Genomic DNA, 16,884 nt, shown 5'->3' on the forward strand with positions numbered 1-16,884 from the left:
CCTTCTATGTTGACAATCAACGTGCGAGTGCTTTTGCACAGGTAATTTCTGGTTGCGCTGCGTTCGCCGTTGCGTTTCAATGTCTCCATTGGGGGCGTTCATATGATTATTCGCAATTGCACAATCGCGGCTGCCTTGGCCGTGGGTCTCGCTGGCTGTGCTGCTCAAAAAGTATGGATGAAGCCCGGCGCGGGAATGGAGGAATTCAATCAGGCTAAGTACGCTTGTCTCCAGCAGGGCCAGCAACCTTACTCCACGGCCTATGTGAACCGCTATGGCGGGACTGCATCTGGTGGAATGGCAACAAACCCGGCTCTCTACAGCGCATGCATGGAAGCGGGTGGCTGGGCGTTGGTGGACAACGCGCAAAGTGGATCACCTGAGTACGCCGCAGCCATAAAGGGGATAAACGAAGATGGGCGAGCGCTTTGTCGAAAGCCCGAATATTATGCATATTATTCTTGGGCACCATGCGCGGTGCGAGAAGTTTCCGCCGAGCAGTTGAACGACCGGGCGCACGTTACAGCAGCAGAAAAGCCCGTGTACGAGAAGGTGAAGGCCGAGCAAGATGATCTGACCGCAAGGATCATCGCGACGCACCGGCAATACAACGAGAAAAACGGCGAAGCGTTCGCGCGAAATATTGAGCAAGCGAAAGCAATGTCTGACATCGTTCGCCAAGAATACCTCACTGGTAAAATATCGCGCGGCGAGCACAATAGGCGGCGAAGAGATATTGCTGTGAGTAGCGACACCGAAGCCCTCCGGATCATGAGAGGAACTTAGCTTATTCGTCCAGGTCGCCGATAACGTCGGGCTTGCTGTCCAGGGGATTTCAGAAATGGCGAGATACTGGCCCTTGTTTGCAATGGCCATTTTTGCCGGACGGGCGAACTCGCCCTCCCGGATCAGCCTGGCTTTCTGCCAGCCAGCGTTCGCCCTGGTGAGGGCGGTTAAGTCCACCATGTGCTACTCCCAAAAAGTGGCTCGCAAGGCTGCCGTTGCTCGGCTAAAGGATTGTCGTGGGAAGGTTGCTGTATGCGGGACAAACTTCGGATCCCCAGCACTCATCATGGCCCCGCCGTATCGCTCGAAAGAGCCTGTTGACGGCTACCATGGGTTGCTTCGGGCTGGTTGTGGATGGTAGACCCATTCCTGCTGGGACTGGGGGGGTCCGTCGTCGTGCTAAAGCTATTCATTCGGCCGTCAGAAAGTTCGCTCTGCCGGGCGGTCAAAAGAATCCTTACGGCCTTTCGAAGTCGAGGACGTTCTTGGGTGTGTTCACGTTGTCACTCAGTTTCTTAGTCCCGGCTTTACTCCCATTTCCGTTTGGGTAGAGGCCAATGAATCCTTCTTTCTGGCGTGCGACGGAGGTGTCGCTTTCAGGAACTATCGTCTCGGCGGAAACGCCGAGACAGCAAGGCGGCTCGTTGAGCAGGTGACTACCGAATTCGAGGTGGAACTATCGCCTCACGATGTGCACGGATATCAAATCCAACGACAGGCTCCCGATATCGATCACCTCAGAACCTCAATCGTATGCGTCGCGAACGCCACCATGATCAGCATGCGATCGCTCCTCCACCTTTCCCCCTAACCTATACGAAGTGACCAATGAAACGACTGTTGAGGAACCGCGCCGTTCTTGCCCTACTGATCCTCGTCATTGTCCTTGGTGCCCTTCTGCTTTTGTCAGACGACGCCGTAACGTCGCGCTTCAATTACAAGATCTTCTAATGCGTGTTTTGCGAGCAGCTGCAGGGTTGATTGCGTTCCTGTGCGCCGTGGAAGCAGTCTTTTTTACCTTCGGCGTCATTTCGATGCACAAGGGCAATAAGTATCTCCTGTACGATCTCGAACGGCTCCGATCGGAGATCAAAGCGAATTTGGAGGGCGAGCGAAACGGATCGATCACGGGGTGGCCGACTGCTGGCGAGTTTCCGATCAGGCCACATCCTTCACTTGATCTATCGGTCTGCGGATCCGCTTGGGGCGGTTCATTCACCTATTCGGATGACGTGTCGGACGCCGAAGCGTGGCCTCACCTGCTTTCCGTCGCACTTCGCTGCCAGGTAGACAATCGAGGCGTGGATGGCTTCGGTCTTGATCAAACCCTGCTCCACTACAAAGAGCATGTTGGAAAAGAGCGGTTTGTGATCGTCGGGCTTGTTGAGCCGATGATCACTGTTGATCAGATTTCCTCTTGGACCTTCATATCCCTGGGACCGGACAAGCAGCCTCGCGCCAACGTAACCAAGCCATTTTTCAGTTTTGACGGCGACCGACCACAGTTGATTCCCCGTCCGCCGGCAGATCTCGCTGCAATTGAGCGGCACTATGCCAAAGACCCGTCTTCAAAAGACTGGAACGTCTTCGAGTTTCCGCATTCCCTAAGCGTCAGTCGGGCGATCTATCGGAAGTTTACCAGACCGTTGTTCAGCGACTCAGGTCCCGGAACTCCCACGCAGCGCCGACACACAGCGCTGCTGATCGCTGAAATGGCGCGCCTGGCACAAGACCGAGGTCAGAATTTCGTGCTCTTGATCATCCCTCGTCCAGAAGATGTGCTCGATCCTCATCCGTGGTTTCGGGACATCTTAGGGGGGGTCCCGAACCCCATTTCTGGACTCTGCTCGATTGACCCAACGGACGAGCTCCGGACCCTTGCACTCAATCAGCCAAACGAGGTGATGACAAAAAGCGGTCACTACTCTGCGGCCGGGAATAAGGCAATCGCGGCCGCTGCAGCGCGTGGCCTGAGAGCCTGTGGGTTGGCATCATGAGCCACCGCGTCGCATCTCTGGACTTCCTGCGGGGGTCGGCCGCGCTGGCCGTAACGGTCCCGCATTTCTACATGCACTTTTACCCGGACAGCACATTCGCAGAGACGATCTCGATTCTAGGCGTTGAAGTCTTCTTCGTCCTGAGCGGCTTCGTGCTTGCGCCTCAGATCATCAAGTTTTGTGTTTTGAAGCCGAGCTTGCGCAATTACGGGATCTTCCTGGTGCGACGATGGATGCGGACCGTGCCCCCATACCTGATCGCGCTGGCCCTGTTCTCCATCAGTGCTCACCAAGCCTTCACCGCCGATTTTTTTCGGTACCTGCTGTACGTGCAGAACTTGATCGGCCAGCATAACGCTCATGACTACTTCTCCATCGCATGGAGTCTGTCCGTAGAGGAGTGGTTCTATCTGTCTTTTCCCGCGCTTTGCCTGCTCATCGCCTATGCTGTTCCTGGAACGCTCAGGCCGGCTCTGATCACCGCTTTCCTCTACATTTTTGCGGTTTGCACCGCTCGCATTCTATTCGGCGACAATACGCAATGGGGCTCCGCCGTCCGCCGGGTAGTCGTCTTTCGCGTCGATGCGATCGCGTGGGGATTCGTCCTCGCAATCGCGCTGCCATCTTTGACAAAGGTGAGACTGCCGCTCGCGCTTTTCCTTCTCGTCGTCAGTACGAGCTTTGCCGTGTGGGTGACCTCTCTAGGGGCGCAATCGGCCAATTCAATGATGGAGTTTACGTTTCCATTCTACGCTCCAGGTCTGGGCGCCGTTGCAATCTTGTGTGCCATCAAGCTGGAGAGCGCGGTCGCCAGAAATCGCACGCTCTCTCGCGTTGGCATCTTTCTCGGTCAAATCTCTTATTCGACATACCTGTTTCACCTGCTGATACTGTCCGCGGTCGCCCCGTTGAGCCGTCTATTGCCTATGGCGATCGTGCTGGTCATCTACCTCATAGCAACGGCCGTCGTCGCCACATTGATGTATCAAGCGGTTGAAGCACCAATCCTTGACGCCCGCCCCCGCTTTGGCGGCGCGGCCCGAATCCCGCATGTGCGCGTCGAGCCATCATCACTGACTGAAATCATGCCCTCCGCTACGACGAGCGCGGATTCGGGGTGAACATCGTATCCGTCGCAACTGAGGTCATATGGGTGGTCGCACCGGACTGACCATTAGGGACAAGTCTCGTGCAGCCGTTAAGAGCTATTGGCGGGACCAGCTTGAAATTACCCGGCTCGTTGACGCCTGACAATTGAAAGAGCTCGACGCAGTCGATGCCCTCCGATAGCTGACCTCACCGTGACCATTCCCTTCGTAATGTCGGTAGGGATATTGATGACGGCCGGAGGGAGGACCTGTTCCGGGTGGAATCCATCGATCGTGACGAAGCCCCCATCGATGCCCAGACCAAGGGCACCAAGGATGGCGGGCAGAGCTGCGAGGACGGCGATCAGGTCTGAAGCCATATTCTGGATCATGGCGTCCTTCGAAGTCGACGAAGCCGACGACCCAATCCAGTAGCCAACAACAGCCGTAAAGTTCGTCGCGAGAGCGCCGAGCAGAATGGACAAGATCTCCGGAACCGCGCCGCCGTCGAGTTTGATGACCCACCCACCATCCGCAGTAGTTCACGCGCGCTTCGGACCCCAAGGAATCGACAATTTGACTCTCGCGAGCGGCGCGTTTCGATGGCGGCATGCCCGCACTAAGCGCCACACACCTACGCACCCTGACGGCCGGCCGCTGAAGATCACCTTCGGCCAAATGCGGAGCATGGGCGTTCATGGTGTGTTGGTCTATTGCCACTGCGGCCGTCACATTGCTCTCGACGCCGCCCGCTGGCCAGATGAGGTGCGGCTGTCTGATATCGAGCCACAGTTCATCTGTCAGGGGTGCGGCAGCCGCGGCGCTGACGTGCGGCCCAACTTCGAACGCGGCAATCCACGGGTTGCGATCATAGGCGTGAAAGAGGTCGGCAACTGAACCTGTCTCAAGCCCGCGACGGCTATCACCTTGCGCCGCAACTTGACTGCAAGCGAGCGAAACTTGTCAGCAACTAGTCGGTTGCGCGCTCGAGTGCCTGGATCTGACGCGAGCAGCAATTCTGCGTCATTGCCTTGCTGTTCCAGCAGTTCAATTTGCTCTTGAAGGTTGGTCATGAGACTTCCCCTGTTGATGGGGGAATAGTGTTCCACGCCCTACCGTGACGTGCTGATCAATACAGACCACATCTCGGAGAAACTAACGGGCACGAGAACCGACCCACCGCCAAACGCGCGTTCGGACGATGGGCCGTCCCGGGTGGATGTCGCAACACCTGGAGTGTCGCGCCACAGACCGAAATCTCAATTCTCTCGGCTGGAGAGTCGTTCCTATCGCCACCGAGGCGGCCTTAGCTCAGGTGTTCCGCTTATAAATACACACAGAAAGAACAAAGAGGGTGCGCTATTTCACACTATCTGTTCTTGGTCGGAGAACTACGGGGTACGGGTTTTTGTTCTCCGCTCGGAGAACTACGGGCCACCACTGAGGGCCTAGGCCGTGTACCCATAAACCCGGTGGCGTGATGCGACTAAAGCAATATCTGGTTTGCCCCTATAGCAAGCGACTTCGTGCGGCAGCACAATATGTCGCGATGGCCAAGCTCGGAAGTCGCTAGACCATTGGACTGGGCTCACGACGCCAAGTCGTCGAGCAACGCCTTGGCCTCTTTCAAATCGAGCGTGTCGAACCCTTCCGTGAACCAGCCGTAAACCGGAACCAGCAGATCACGTGCCGCGGTGCGTTTGTCCTGATTGCGCCAAAAGCGGGCAAGGCTCGTCGCTGCCCGAAGCTCAAGTGATTTCGCCCGTTGTTGCCGAGCGGTCTGTAGGGACTTCAGCAGCCATGCATTGCTCTCATCGAGCTGGCCGCGAGATAATGCCACCAACCCTCGCAGCCGAGAGATTTCCGCATCCCACCAGTGCTCGCCGCTTTGTTCCGCAATGACAGCAGCACCCGTCAGGGCTTCGGCTCCGCCGGGGTGGTTTCCCGTGCGACAAAGCACCTCGCAAAAGAGCGCAAAACTATAGGGAGCGTACTGGATCGTGCCTTGCTTCGCCGGATCAGCAAGCGCGGCGCGGTAGGAGGCAATCGCCGCCTCAATCGTATCCGGTGCCAACAACGCCCAGCCGCGGAGGACTCGTGGATCGAGCGGCAAGGCAATGCGCTTCTCAGCCGCTAGGGTCTCTGCGCTCTCAATGCACTGCAGCACCGAAGCTGAGTCACGTCGGAACTGGTGCAATATCGACGCATGCAGACGCGCCATAGCAAGGCTGAAGGGATGGTTCACCCGTTCCGCAAGCGCCAACGCGTCATTCACGTGAGCGAGCGCCGTGTCAGGGTAGCCGAGCAGCCAGGCGCTCCAGGCACCTAGCGTTCGTGCACAGACTCCAGGGTCGTGGCCGTAGATGTGTGCGTGCGTCTGGTGCTGCTCGAACTCATAAAGGGTTCGGCCCTTCTCGCAATGCTCCTGCGCCGGAGCGAGTTCGCCGCAAAAGAAATGTGTTGTCCAACCCGTATGATGAGCTTCGAGCCGAAGGCCGACATTATTACTCTTTTCGACCAGGCTCAGAAGCCTATCTGAAAGCTGGCGCGCCGCATTCCAATCCGACGTGCGTCGGAAAGTCCACAACCCCCATATCGCGGTGAACTGAGAATCGATGTCCCCTATCTTATCGGAAAGCTCGTGCGCACGAGCGTGCGCTTTTGCTGCTTCGGCCGAGGAGAAGCCGTTCGCGTTACTAAGAGACACGCCTTTAGCGAGTTGCAGCTTGATCTCCTGCCGATCGCGCTGCGCATCCAAGAGAGATGGCAGCAGGGACAAACCACGATCGAAATGACTGACCGCCTCGGCATACGCGGAGCGGGAAGCCGCAAACTGGCCCGCTTTTAGCCATTGATCAGAGGCCCGTTCCGCCTGTCCGGCACCCGTCAGATGATGGGCCAGTATCTCGGGCTGCCGATCAACCAGATCTGCGAAATGCTGCTCCAAGGCGGTGGCAACTCGTGCATGCAACTCTTGCCGTCTTCGGCGCAGCAGCGTGCCATAGGCAGCGTCCTGCACCAGCGCGTGCTTGAATAGATAGCTGGAATACGGAGGCACACCTTGCCGGTACAACAAGCCAGCGGAGATCAGGCGATCTAAGGCGGATGCCAACTCTGGCTCCGGCTTGCTCGCAACGGAAAAAAGCAGGGTGTGAGAGAACTCTCGCCCGATCGCGGAACCGATCTGGGCCACCTCCTTGGCGGGCCCGAGCTGGTCGAGCCTCGCCATAAGCGAGGCGTGTAGGCTTGCGGGGACCGCCGCCGCAGGTGACGGAATATTACCTGTAGTTCGCCGCGCTTCACCCTCACTCTTGGTCTCCAGGACCGCCTTCGTCATCTCCTCCACGAAAAGGGGAATCCCGTCCGTGCGCTCAATGATGTCCTGCCGCACGCTCGCCGGGATAAGCTGATTGCCCACGATGTGATCAATCACCGTCTCGATTTCGCGCTGCGCCAGCCGATTGAGGGTGAGAGCAGTGACGTAGGGCCGCCCAAGCCAGTGCGGTTCGAACTCTGGGCGAAACGTCACAATCAACAGCACACGGTAGGTCCGAAGCCGGTCAACAACCCCGCTGAAAGCTTCCTGACTCGTGGGATCGGCCCAATGTGCGTCCTCGACGATCATTAGCACAGGTGTGGAGCGCGACAATGCCTCCACCTGCGACCCGAGCGCTTCAAATGTCCGCTGGCGGTGCTGTTCGGAGGGTATGTCGAGCGCCGGGTAGCGTCCGTCTTTTGGCAGCGACAGCATGTCGGCGAATAGCGCCGTATCCTCCAAAGAGGTTGAAGTCTGCGCCAGTACTGTATCGAGCTTGTCCAGCTTTGTTTCCAGCGCGTCGTCATGCGCAAATCGTGCGGCCCGTTCCATCTGGCCGATGATCGGATAAAAAGCGCTGTCGGTATGCTGCGGCGAGCAGAAATAGCGCAATCGCGTATGCGGCTCGTTAGCGATGCTTTCCAGCAGCGCCGCTGTAAGCCGCGATTTGCCAATACCAGCCTCGCCGGAGAGCAGCACTACTTGGCCTTCACCACTCTTTGCCTTGGACCAGCTTCGCAACAGGAGTTCGAGTTCTTGGTCCCGCCCAACAAGCTCGGTCAATCCGTTCGCGTGCAAGGCCTCGAAGCGGCTTTCGACTGAAGCCGGCCGCAACGCAGCCCATGCCCCTACGGCGCCTGAGATACCTTTGAGTTCTTTCGGCCCAAATTCTTCAAGCTCGAACAGATTGCCCAACAGCTTCCGAGTACTCTCCGCAATGACGACGCTGTTCGGCTCAGCAACGCCCTGCAAACGTGCCGCAAGGTTTGGCGTTTCTCCGACTATGGCGTGCTCCTGAGAAGCGCCGGACCCGATGAGGTCGCCGACAACCACCAGTCCCGTTGCGATGCCGATACGCGTCTGCAGGGGCGCACGGATCTTCAGACCACCTACGCCAGCCACCAACTGCAGCCCCGCCCGGACGGCCCGCTCCGCATCGTCTTCGTGAGCCTGCGGATACCCGAAATACACCAGTACCCCATCGCCCATATACTTCGCAACGAAGCCGTCGAATCGCTGCACGATGTCGGCGACGCACTTCTGATACGCGGAAATGATCTCGCGTAGGTCTTCAGGGTCCATGCGTGCTGAAAGTGCTGTTGAACCCACAAGGTCCGAGAACATCACAGTGACTTGGCGACGTTCGGCGGCATCTTGGGGCTTCACCTCGGCCGTGATGCGTTGAGCTACGGCAGGGCCCCCAAGCTCCTGGATAGCCGCAAGCATTATGCGCCGATGCCCGAGCAGCACGCCGATGTCCTTAAGGTCCTGATCAGTCAGATGGCGAAGTGCTGCGAAGCCAATCCCGTTTTCAGCAAAACGCTGCGCGTACTCGGACATTCCGAGCTTTTCGAGCCAGTCGGCAATTTGCTGCATCGCGGCCCCTCCGGATTTTGTGCAACCCACTCTGGACCGATAGGACCGAAAGTCTACACACGCGCGCCGACTTATTCCAGCGCCCGCCGCGAGGTTGCATGTCGGTCATTTTCGACAGTTTTGGCAGAGATTGAGGGCTTGTGATGTCCAGTCTTGTCCGTAAGCGCCGTACCAGGGTCGGGCCAAGAGCGTTGCGTTTGGCCGGACTGCCGTGATTCAAACTCTCGAACTGGGGGCTCGAATCATGCGCTACGAACTCGCCGACTATGAATGGTCCGCCATCAAGCCGATGCTGCCGAACAAGCCGCGTGGCGTTCCTCGGGTGAACGACAGACGGGTTCTGAATGGCATCTTCTGGGTCCTCCGATCAGGAGCACCCTGGCGTGATCTGCCGACGGCGTTTGGCCCTTACACCACTTGCTACAACCGCTTTGTCAGGTGGCGGCGGGCCGGTGTTTGGAGCCGCATCATAGAAGCGCTTGCCACTGCCCAGGATGCTGCTGTTCAGATGATCGACACTTCCATTGTCCGCGTGCATCAGCATGGAGCCTGCATCACAACGAACCAGCGCCAATCGATGGGAAGGTCCCGCGGCGGCTTGACGAGCAAAATCCATGCGGTGGTCGATGGCAATGGTCTGCCGGTAAGGCTGGCGCTGAGTCCCGGTGAGGCCCATGACGTTCGACTTGCCGGAAAACTGCTGTCTCGCCTGAAATCCGGGGCAATGCTGCTTGCCGACCGTGGCTATGACGCAGACTGGATCAGGGAGCTTGCCATGAAGAAGGGCGCGTGGGCCAACATCCCGCCGAAAACCAACCGCAGCGATCCGATCTGCTTCAGCCCCTATCTCTATCGTGCTCGCAACCAGGTCGAGCGGTTCTTCAACAGGATCAAACATTGTCGTCGCGTGGCGACGCGCTACGACAGGCTGGCCGCCAACTACCTTGCCTTTGTTCAGCTCGCGTCAATCAGGCTATGGCTGCGCCTTTATGAGTCCGCGTCCTAAAACAAGGCGGGCCCGGTGCGCCTAGGAGACCGGACCCATAACCTCAGCAATTCGTCCGGCGAACCCCTCGGCTACATACTAATTTTGCCAGCGCCGCGAACAGCCGTGTTGAGCTACCTCAAAATGCCGGCTTCCGACGGCTTCTCAGCGTGGATGTGCAGAACGTAGCCGGGCGGCTTGCGCTTGACGCGCTTAGTTTTCCGGCTCGAACCGGGCGATGCGGGTTTTGTCTTTCCAGAGCTCTACGGCGTGACCATCCACAAGCGACTTTGCTCGTTCCCGGGCCGTCTGCTCGTCCGCGCACAAGCACAAGGCCCGCCAGCATGAACCGGCACAGCTTCGGTTTGGGCTAGCCTCAGCGCCCCGGAATGCTCGACTGCCCCCCTGCGCCGTGGTTGTATAGGGCCGCAGTCAAACCCATTTGGGGGGTAAAATGAGAAACCGCCGCTTGCTCACATTTCTATTGTTGGCGTTCATGATTTCTCCAGCCGCTGCCTTAGCCGATTGCCCTCCCCGCGTTGCGCAACAAACGGTTCAAAAACTGAATGCAAAAGGGCGCCACATTCAGCCCTCTCAAGTGGAATGCAAAAAAAATGGCATGAAGGGCCAAAATGTGATGTTGATTTCCGTCGGCAACGACCTGGTTGGCTCATGTTCTAGGGGAACGTGCAGCTGGCTACCTTAGCCGGAATCAGACCAGGCTCGCGGCCGACTTACTATATGCGGCAAAAGAGAACCCGCTGAGCTTATCAGCCAGCGGGGGTGCTACTGAGTTTGAAGCCCGCCGGCGCGAACCGGCGGGCCTCACTTCGCTGAACCTGTTTAGCGGCCGCCAGAACGGCGATCGGCAGCGCGCTCGCCGCAACGAGATCCGTCTGAGGCACGATCCGAGGCATGGTCGCATGGTCCCGCGATCGCGCTAGCGACCGGAGCGACAATGGCGAGCGTGAGAGCAATGAGCAAAATACGTGTCAAACTAAGCCTCCCCTATGGTTGAGTGGAGACACAATACTCGCTCTTGAGTAATACAGGCGGTAGCTCCCCACCCGCGCAGCAATATTTCTAATCGAGGAGCCCCCCGCCGGTTATGGAGACAGCCGGCGGGTGTAGTCCCCTAGAGAATCGGAGCACTGAGTCGCATCAGACGTACCCGTCCAGTTGCCAGCTTTGCGAGCCCACCTGCTCAAGCAGGCCCTCCATGTCAGCGATGCCGCTCTCGTCCGGTTCGGCGCCATCGTGCTCGTCCTCAAGGTCGGTTCGATTGCCGGCGGCCCACTTCGTTTGATCTGCCATTCCCCCGTGCCGAAGCTGCCGAGGGACGGCTCATCGTCGAGGTCGTTCTCTGCCGGGTCGTCCTCCTCGGCAGGATCGTCGCCCTCCAGGTCGGCCGAAATGTCGTCCTCAAGCTCCGTGGTGACATAGGGGTCCGAGGCGTCCAGGAAGGCAATAAGCCGCTCGATCTCCGCGGATGCCTCTTTCCTGAGTCTGGCGAGGCTCTGGAGCGACGTTTCCCGCTCCCGCTGTTGGAGCGCGAGACCGGACAAAGTCGCACGGGTGGAGTCCGCTGGTAGTTCTCTGATGATTTCCATGTGGGCTGGTCTTTCGGTTTTGGCTTCTCACAGCCGTGCCCAGTGACAGACTGGGCAGCCGGGGGGTGAGAACCTGCCGAAAGACAGGTCGTCGCGCTTTTAAGCCTCGCGGCTCTGGACATGGCGCAACGCCCCCGGCATAAAGCCAGAACGGCGCGCCCGCCAAGGCGCTCCAGTAGCGCCTTAGAAAGCCCGCCAAGGCTTTCCGCGCTTTCGGCAGCAATCGACGCCAATCGATTGCCAGCCTATTTCGGTCCGGGTTCTCACACCCACGGACATGCTGCTCCTGATTTGCTTAAAAATCCATCCCCTTTCGGGGCGCTTCGGCGCACTGGAACGTTTGTTGTCGCGACGCGTCGTTAGGGCATCGATCCGGTTGCTCGTGGGTCGACCGATGGACACAGTAATTGCCTATGCGATCTCGGCGTTTATCGTCGGCTTTGGCATCGGGATCTTCATTGCCGGCCTAAACTCTGACGCTCCAGCTTTGTGGGCCTGCGTCGCCCTGATACCCATCGCGATCGGGCTTCTGAGCGTCTTCGGTCCCAAATAACAAATCCATCCCCTTGCTTGCCCTGCTGGGACGGTTGAGCTTCAATCCATTGCCGGCGCCGATCGTGCGGAACGGTAGCCAGCGTAGGTCGCAGGCGTCGCAACTGGCGTCGTGCGACCTACAAGGGCTAATCCCAAAGACCGCGGCTGACGTTGTCACCCCTAGTCATCGAACCGTCGTCGAACAGGGCCTCATCTAGTGACAGCAGCGGGCTATCGCCGAACTTCCGGTACTTGGTCGCGAAGGTGTGGTTATGAGCGGAGAGATACCCTCGAATAGGGCTTTTTATGTCCTCACGCTTCAGGGCTCCGGTCAACAGATCCTCGAAGATCATGCTGACGATATCGTCTCGATCCGGAAGAGTTGCGGGCAACATCGCTCGGATTCGGTAGTAGTCGTTTTGCTCCTCACGGACTACCGAGTTCCTGAAGCGCTGCCATCTGAGCAATTGCCCGCGGCTATTGCTGTCTTTCATTCTCTCGACCACGAAGCGATCGAACTCAGCGTTTTCCCTTCTGTATCTCGCCAGAGTGCTGAATTTAACGAGATATCCCTTCCGGCCTGAGGTAGTGAAGCTGTTCAATGAGTCGTTTGCTGCCAGGCGCGCTTTGACCTTCTCGAGCACGTCGGGCTTGATCACGCCGCCGCGCCTGTATCTCATCATTTCGCAAGCCCTACACTGCCGCGTCATCCACCCCTTGTGCCTAGCGACGCGCCCATGTTCAGCAAGTGAATGACCGTTTACGCAGTGCGCCTTTTCTCGGAGGTACGCACCCTTTCCAAGTCGGCCGTTGGCGTCGGAAATGCGCAAGGCCTCCTCAGCCCAGCGCGGATCAAGCTCGCAGTGCCTCTTAAAGCGCTCCAGGCTGACAAGCGGAGGCCCATGCCTGCCGCCGCTCGTGAGCTTTCGCACCGTGCTACCGGCCTTCAGCTTGTTCAAAAACACTTCGGCGAGAACGGCCGGGATGCCGGGCGGCACATCGCGCCATCTCAATTCAGCAGCTCGATGAAGTTCGGAGCGAGATAACTGGGCCTCTGCCATTGTCGCCTCCACAAGCGCAGAATTGCGCCGTGGAAGGGCGCGCCTGAGTCGCGGCGGCGCAAGGGAGAGCATTTGTCAATCCACTGGCATCTCCGCTTGCTCTCAGTCTCAGGTTGCGGGCAATGTCGTCGCTGCGAGGTGTAGGGCGAAAATGTCGAAACGCAACGGACGGCACCCTCCCAACAAACAAAAGCAGGGCACTCCGACCGAGCCACATCCCGCCATCGCCAAAACGGCCAAGATCTGGTCGATCCTCATCGCGATCGGGTCGGCCGGCGGCTTCGTTAGCCTTGCAGAGAAAGCTTGGACAGTCACTGTCGGACAGACCAAACCAGACATCCGACCCCTCAATTTATCTGCTGACCCATTCGCCCTTCCCTTGGTGATCAAGAACCAGAGCTTGGTTTTCACCATGACTGATACAGTATGGATTTGCGGGATAGATTCGGTCGGAGATCCGCGCAGCGGTTCGATAAGCGGAATTGGCCTCATCCCAGCGAAAAGATCCGACCAACCGAGCGACATACTGCCTGGTCAATCTTTGTTGGTGCGTTGTCCGATAAGCACTGCAGGGGGCAGCGATGCTACGATTGGGCCCATCGTGAAGTACAAGACGTTGGGTATCGCGCGAGAGTACAAGGATTCGTCTCTCACTTGGCTATCCAAAGCCACTCCGCCGCAATGGATCGAAGGCAGGCCCCTCAGATAGAGGCCCGCTGTAGTGTATCGGCCCCGGCGCATCGAATTTCTACTCGCTGCCGCGCTGCTGGCCGGCTGGAGACTGTATCACTGGATGTATTGAGGGATCATGAGCACGCCGCAGAACCCTTCACAGCCTGAACCCGCTCTAACTCGGAAAGAGTTGTTGGATATCCAATTTCGAGCAGCTGAGCGAGCCCATGATTCCGCCGCGACCTTTGCCAAGGAAGCAAACTCAGCCGCGGTGAAAGCAGCTGAAGAAGCAATCAAAGCCATGATCCTGATAAACGGAGGGAGCAGCGTAGCGATGTTAGCGTTCATAGGAACGCTCGCATCGAAGGATTTGCTGTCGCCTGCTCAACTTGCCCGTGTCGCAAGTCCGCTCTTTTACTTCGGGAGTGGCGTCGCCTCTGCGGTGATTGCAGCGGCCTTTGCTTACTTCACCAATCTCATGATAGCTGGCTCCTCTACTCGCATGTCTCGCTCTTATGACCACCCGTACCTTCTCGATACTCCATCCTCAATCAAGCGCAGGTATTTCGGCGAAGTCTTTCGCTATTTGGGAGTGGTCGCAGCACTAGCTTCGATTGGCTGCTTTATCTTCGGTCTCTATAGAGCGGAGACCGCATTTCAAGCTTTAGCAATCCCAAAGCAAGAGCGGGTCCAGCAATGATGGTGTCACTCCCTCAGCCTGTCTTGAGCCCTCTCAGCTGATCCATGAACGCCTCCACAGCATGGTCCTTCGCCTGGAAGTTCTCCCCGAGCCGGCCGTTCTGCCGGCGAGTCAGCCGGGCTCGCAAGTTTGAGGGGCCGAGCTTCAAAATCTGGCTGACGAACGTGAATACCTGCTTGCCGTACTCAGAGAGGCCCAGCCTGCCCGACGCCGCCGGCAGCACCCCGACGGCATCCCGCAGCACCGCGGCCGCACGCTGTAACCGCCGCTCGCCGAGGGCTTCCAGCTCGCCGACGGTCCGATCGTAAGCATCCGGTGAGGACCGCATAGTGGTCCTCACCGGATGCTTGGCGCACGCACCTCACCCAATTCGGGTTTGAACTCGATCCCGTCGCGGGCGCTGCGGCCCATAGGAACGTTTACGTCACTTGGGAGTCCTACAGGCGCAATCGATCCTGTGTTGCTCAGTGGATCGAACGATGGAAAAAGCAGTCGCTTACGCGATCTCGGCGGCCATTGTGGCCTTCGGCGTCTGGATATTTGTCGCCGGCCTATCCTCCAGTTCTCCTGCCTTGTGGACGGTCGTGGCACATGTGCCAATCACGATTGGTATATCAGCGCGTTCGGCCCCATGTGAGCGCGACGGGGAAAGGTAGCATGAAGTGGCTCGTCGGCATCGTTGCGGTCCTCCTGCTCTGCCTTGCGGTGTATGCCGGGTTGGCTTTCGTTTCCGCGTTGGATCTGGTTTCGGCCGTTCGGAGCAGCGACGCTGCTCAGGTCATGGCACGAACGGATTTGCCTCGCGTCCGCCACTCCCTCGTCGACCAGGTTGTGTCCGCGTATCTCGATCGACTCGGCCAAAAGCGGCCGGTGCGCCCGTTAGAGCGAATGGCGATAAGCGCGATCGGCACGACGATCGCCAATGACCTCGCGATCAAGCTCATGACGCCGGAAAATCTGTCCGCCCTATTGAAGAGCGGCACTGTTCGCGACGGCGCGGAGAACATCACTTTCGGAACGATGTCGTCGTTGGCCGAGTTCGACATCTCAAACATCTTTGTTTTCGCCGGACGGATCACCCTGGTGAAGCCTGTCGAGTTTGCGTTGCGGCTTGGCGACAGTCAGGACGCAGGTAGAGTCAGCATGCATCTCGACGGGACGACCTGGAAGCTCTCGGGGATTGGGCTACCGCCGAAGGTCTTGGCAAATATGGTTGACCGGCTGCCGACGCGGTGACCCCGCCGGCCCCCGCGCTCTCTGGCGTGACTGGTTGCATTCGCTGGCACGGTCCTTGCCGATCTACACTTACCTGGCAGGGAGCCGTTTCGCGATGAAACAGAAATCTCGAGTCCCAAAGCCGCGCAAGCCCACTCTGGCACACATGGTCTCTGATCTGGTGAGATTGCTTAAAGCAATGGAGGACCTGGAGAGGTTGAGAGAGAGGGTCCGCCTGACTGAGAACAACCAGCGACCCCATTAACCCGAAACGGCGTACCACGAGGCTGCCGGTCACCGATCAAGGGTCCCCACTTCATCCGTATTTTTACCAGTTCGGCGAAGTATCTATTGCTCTCGCGCATCGGTTGCGCTTGCATAGCGCCTTTCGACGGGGGCATTCAACATGCGTATTTTTGTGATGGCGGCGGCCTGCGCCACGCTGGCCGGCTGCATGACAGCGGGCGAGACGGTCTCATTCAAGGCGTCCAATCCGCAGCAACAAGCTCTCATGCGGGACGGGCAACCTGCCCTCGTCTCCCGTCAAAAGAGCTCCGTTGTGCTCGTTCGACCGGCAGCCCGTCAGCTACAAGCGAACGGCCGTCCCGTCTTCGTGGTGGGCATCAACAACATGAGCCGCCAGCCTGTCGAGTTTCGGGTCGGACAAGTAGAGGCCATCCAGCACGCCGCCGGCTCGGACTTCGAAATGAAAATCGTCACTTATGAGATGCTGGTTCAGGAGGAAAAGAACCGGCAGGTCGCCGCTTCCCTCCTGACAGGCGTCGCCGCCGGCGCAAACGCTTATAGTGCTTCTCGCGCCGGCTACGGAAGCTACACGACGCCCAGTGGTCGCTCCGGCACGTTCTATAGCCCGACCGCCGCAGCCATAGCTCAGGGGAATGCCGCCGCTCAAAATGATGCGATGATTTCTGCGACGATCGAAACTGGTCAGCGCAACATGGCTGTGCTCGAGCAAGCGGTTATCAAGGACAATACGCTGTTGCCCGGCGAATGGTACGGAGGCCAACTGAGCTGGCCCCGGTTGTCTGAACAGAATATCCGCGTCGATAAGTGGAGCCTCTGCCGGGGTTAGGCTGCCGTGCGGAGCGGCAGCGGGGTGAAGTAGGCTTGATCCGGTGTGCTGCCGTCAAGGCTCGAATGTGGACGGCGGCAATTGTAGAAGTCCAGATAGCGGCCAATCGAGGCGCGAGCGTCGCTGACGCTGTCGTAGGCCCGCAGATACACCTCCTCGTATTTGACGCTGCGCCACAGCCGCTCAACGAACACGTTGTCCCGCCAGGCGCCCCGGCCGTCCATACTGATG

At 58.5% G+C, this 16,884-nt stretch carries 14 protein-coding genes; 9 read left to right on the plus strand and 5 right to left on the minus strand.

All coding sequences use genetic code 11. The annotated features are described in order from the left end of the window. The first annotated feature begins 102 nt into the window (after window positions 1-102). From E4K64_RS33370 to E4K64_RS33385, 4 genes are all read left to right on the plus strand, one after another. Window positions 103-786, plus strand: a complete 684-nt coding sequence (locus E4K64_RS33370; protein ID WP_135167136.1) for a hypothetical protein — start codon at window positions 103-105, stop codon at window positions 784-786. 950 nt (window positions 787-1,736) lie between these two features. Continuing rightward, window positions 1,737-2,783: a hypothetical protein gene (locus E4K64_RS33375; protein ID WP_135167137.1), complete on the plus strand. Its 1,047-nt coding sequence runs from the start codon at window positions 1,737-1,739 to the stop codon at window positions 2,781-2,783. Further along, on the plus strand, window positions 2,780-3,904 hold the full coding sequence (locus E4K64_RS33380) for an acyltransferase family protein (RefSeq protein ID WP_135167138.1): 1,125 nt from the start codon (window positions 2,780-2,782) through the stop codon (window positions 3,902-3,904). Before E4K64_RS33375 ends, E4K64_RS33380 begins: the two co-directional genes overlap by 4 nt. Window positions 3,905-4,348: 444 nt before the next feature. Further along, entirely contained in the window at window positions 4,349-4,768 is a 420-nt protein-coding gene (locus E4K64_RS33385) for a hypothetical protein (RefSeq protein ID WP_235884856.1), read from the plus strand. 691 nt (window positions 4,769-5,459) lie between these two features. Here E4K64_RS33385 and E4K64_RS33390 read toward each other — a convergent pair. Further along, window positions 5,460-8,783, minus strand: a complete 3,324-nt coding sequence (locus E4K64_RS33390) for an adenylate/guanylate cyclase domain-containing protein (protein ID WP_135167139.1) — start codon at window positions 8,781-8,783, stop codon at window positions 5,460-5,462. A gap of 244 nt (window positions 8,784-9,027) precedes the next feature. Here E4K64_RS33390 and E4K64_RS33395 point away from each other — a divergent pair, with 244 nt between their 5' ends. After that, window positions 9,028-9,789 (plus strand): IS5 family transposase, encoded by a 762-nt coding sequence (locus E4K64_RS33395; protein ID WP_135167140.1) that lies wholly within the window; start codon window positions 9,028-9,030, stop codon window positions 9,787-9,789. Window positions 9,790-10,874: 1,085 nt separating this feature from the next. Here the strand turns inward: E4K64_RS33395 and E4K64_RS33400 are convergent. Then, window positions 10,875-11,378, minus strand: coding sequence for a hypothetical protein (locus tag E4K64_RS33400; protein ID WP_135167141.1), 504 nt, complete (start codon window positions 11,376-11,378; stop codon window positions 10,875-10,877). A 277-nt stretch (window positions 11,379-11,655) separates the two neighbouring features. Between E4K64_RS33400 and E4K64_RS33405 the strand changes: the two genes are divergently transcribed. Then, entirely contained in the window at window positions 11,656-11,931 is a 276-nt protein-coding gene (locus E4K64_RS33405; protein WP_135167142.1) for a hypothetical protein, read from the plus strand. A gap of 127 nt (window positions 11,932-12,058) precedes the next feature. Here the strand turns inward: E4K64_RS33405 and E4K64_RS33410 are convergent, their stop codons facing one another. Continuing rightward, complete coding sequence (locus E4K64_RS33410; protein ID WP_135167143.1) at window positions 12,059-12,973, minus strand: hypothetical protein; 915 nt, start codon at window positions 12,971-12,973, stop codon at window positions 12,059-12,061. 808 nt (window positions 12,974-13,781) lie between these two features. Between E4K64_RS33410 and E4K64_RS33415 the strand changes: the two genes are divergently transcribed. Beyond that, a complete protein-coding gene (locus E4K64_RS33415) occupies window positions 13,782-14,345 on the plus strand; it encodes a hypothetical protein (RefSeq protein ID WP_135167144.1) in 564 nt (187 codons plus the stop codon). 13 nt (window positions 14,346-14,358) lie between these two features. Here E4K64_RS33415 and E4K64_RS33420 read toward each other — a convergent pair whose 3' ends face one another. Continuing rightward, window positions 14,359-14,673, minus strand: a complete 315-nt coding sequence (locus E4K64_RS33420) for a hypothetical protein (protein ID WP_135167145.1) — start codon at window positions 14,671-14,673, stop codon at window positions 14,359-14,361. 329 nt (window positions 14,674-15,002) lie between these two features. On the opposite strand from E4K64_RS33420, the gene E4K64_RS33425 reads away from it, so the two are divergent. Together E4K64_RS33425 and E4K64_RS33430 are read left to right on the plus strand one after the other, a co-directional pair. Next, a complete protein-coding gene (locus E4K64_RS33425; RefSeq protein ID WP_135167146.1) occupies window positions 15,003-15,581 on the plus strand; it encodes a DUF2939 domain-containing protein in 579 nt (192 codons plus the stop codon). Between the two features lie 385 nt (window positions 15,582-15,966). Next, window positions 15,967-16,653: a hypothetical protein gene (locus E4K64_RS33430; protein ID WP_135167147.1), complete on the plus strand. Its 687-nt coding sequence runs from the start codon at window positions 15,967-15,969 to the stop codon at window positions 16,651-16,653. On the opposite strand, the gene E4K64_RS33435 is transcribed toward E4K64_RS33430, so the two are convergent. Then, on the minus strand, window positions 16,650-16,884 hold a 235-nt coding region (locus tag E4K64_RS33435), incomplete at its 5' end, for an integrase core domain-containing protein (RefSeq protein ID WP_135161597.1). The two genes, E4K64_RS33430 and E4K64_RS33435, sit on opposite strands and share 4 nt — an antisense overlap.

Origin of the sequence: Bradyrhizobium frederickii (assembly GCF_004570865.1) — a bacterium.
Lineage (GTDB): Bacteria > Pseudomonadota > Alphaproteobacteria > Rhizobiales > Xanthobacteraceae > Bradyrhizobium > Bradyrhizobium frederickii.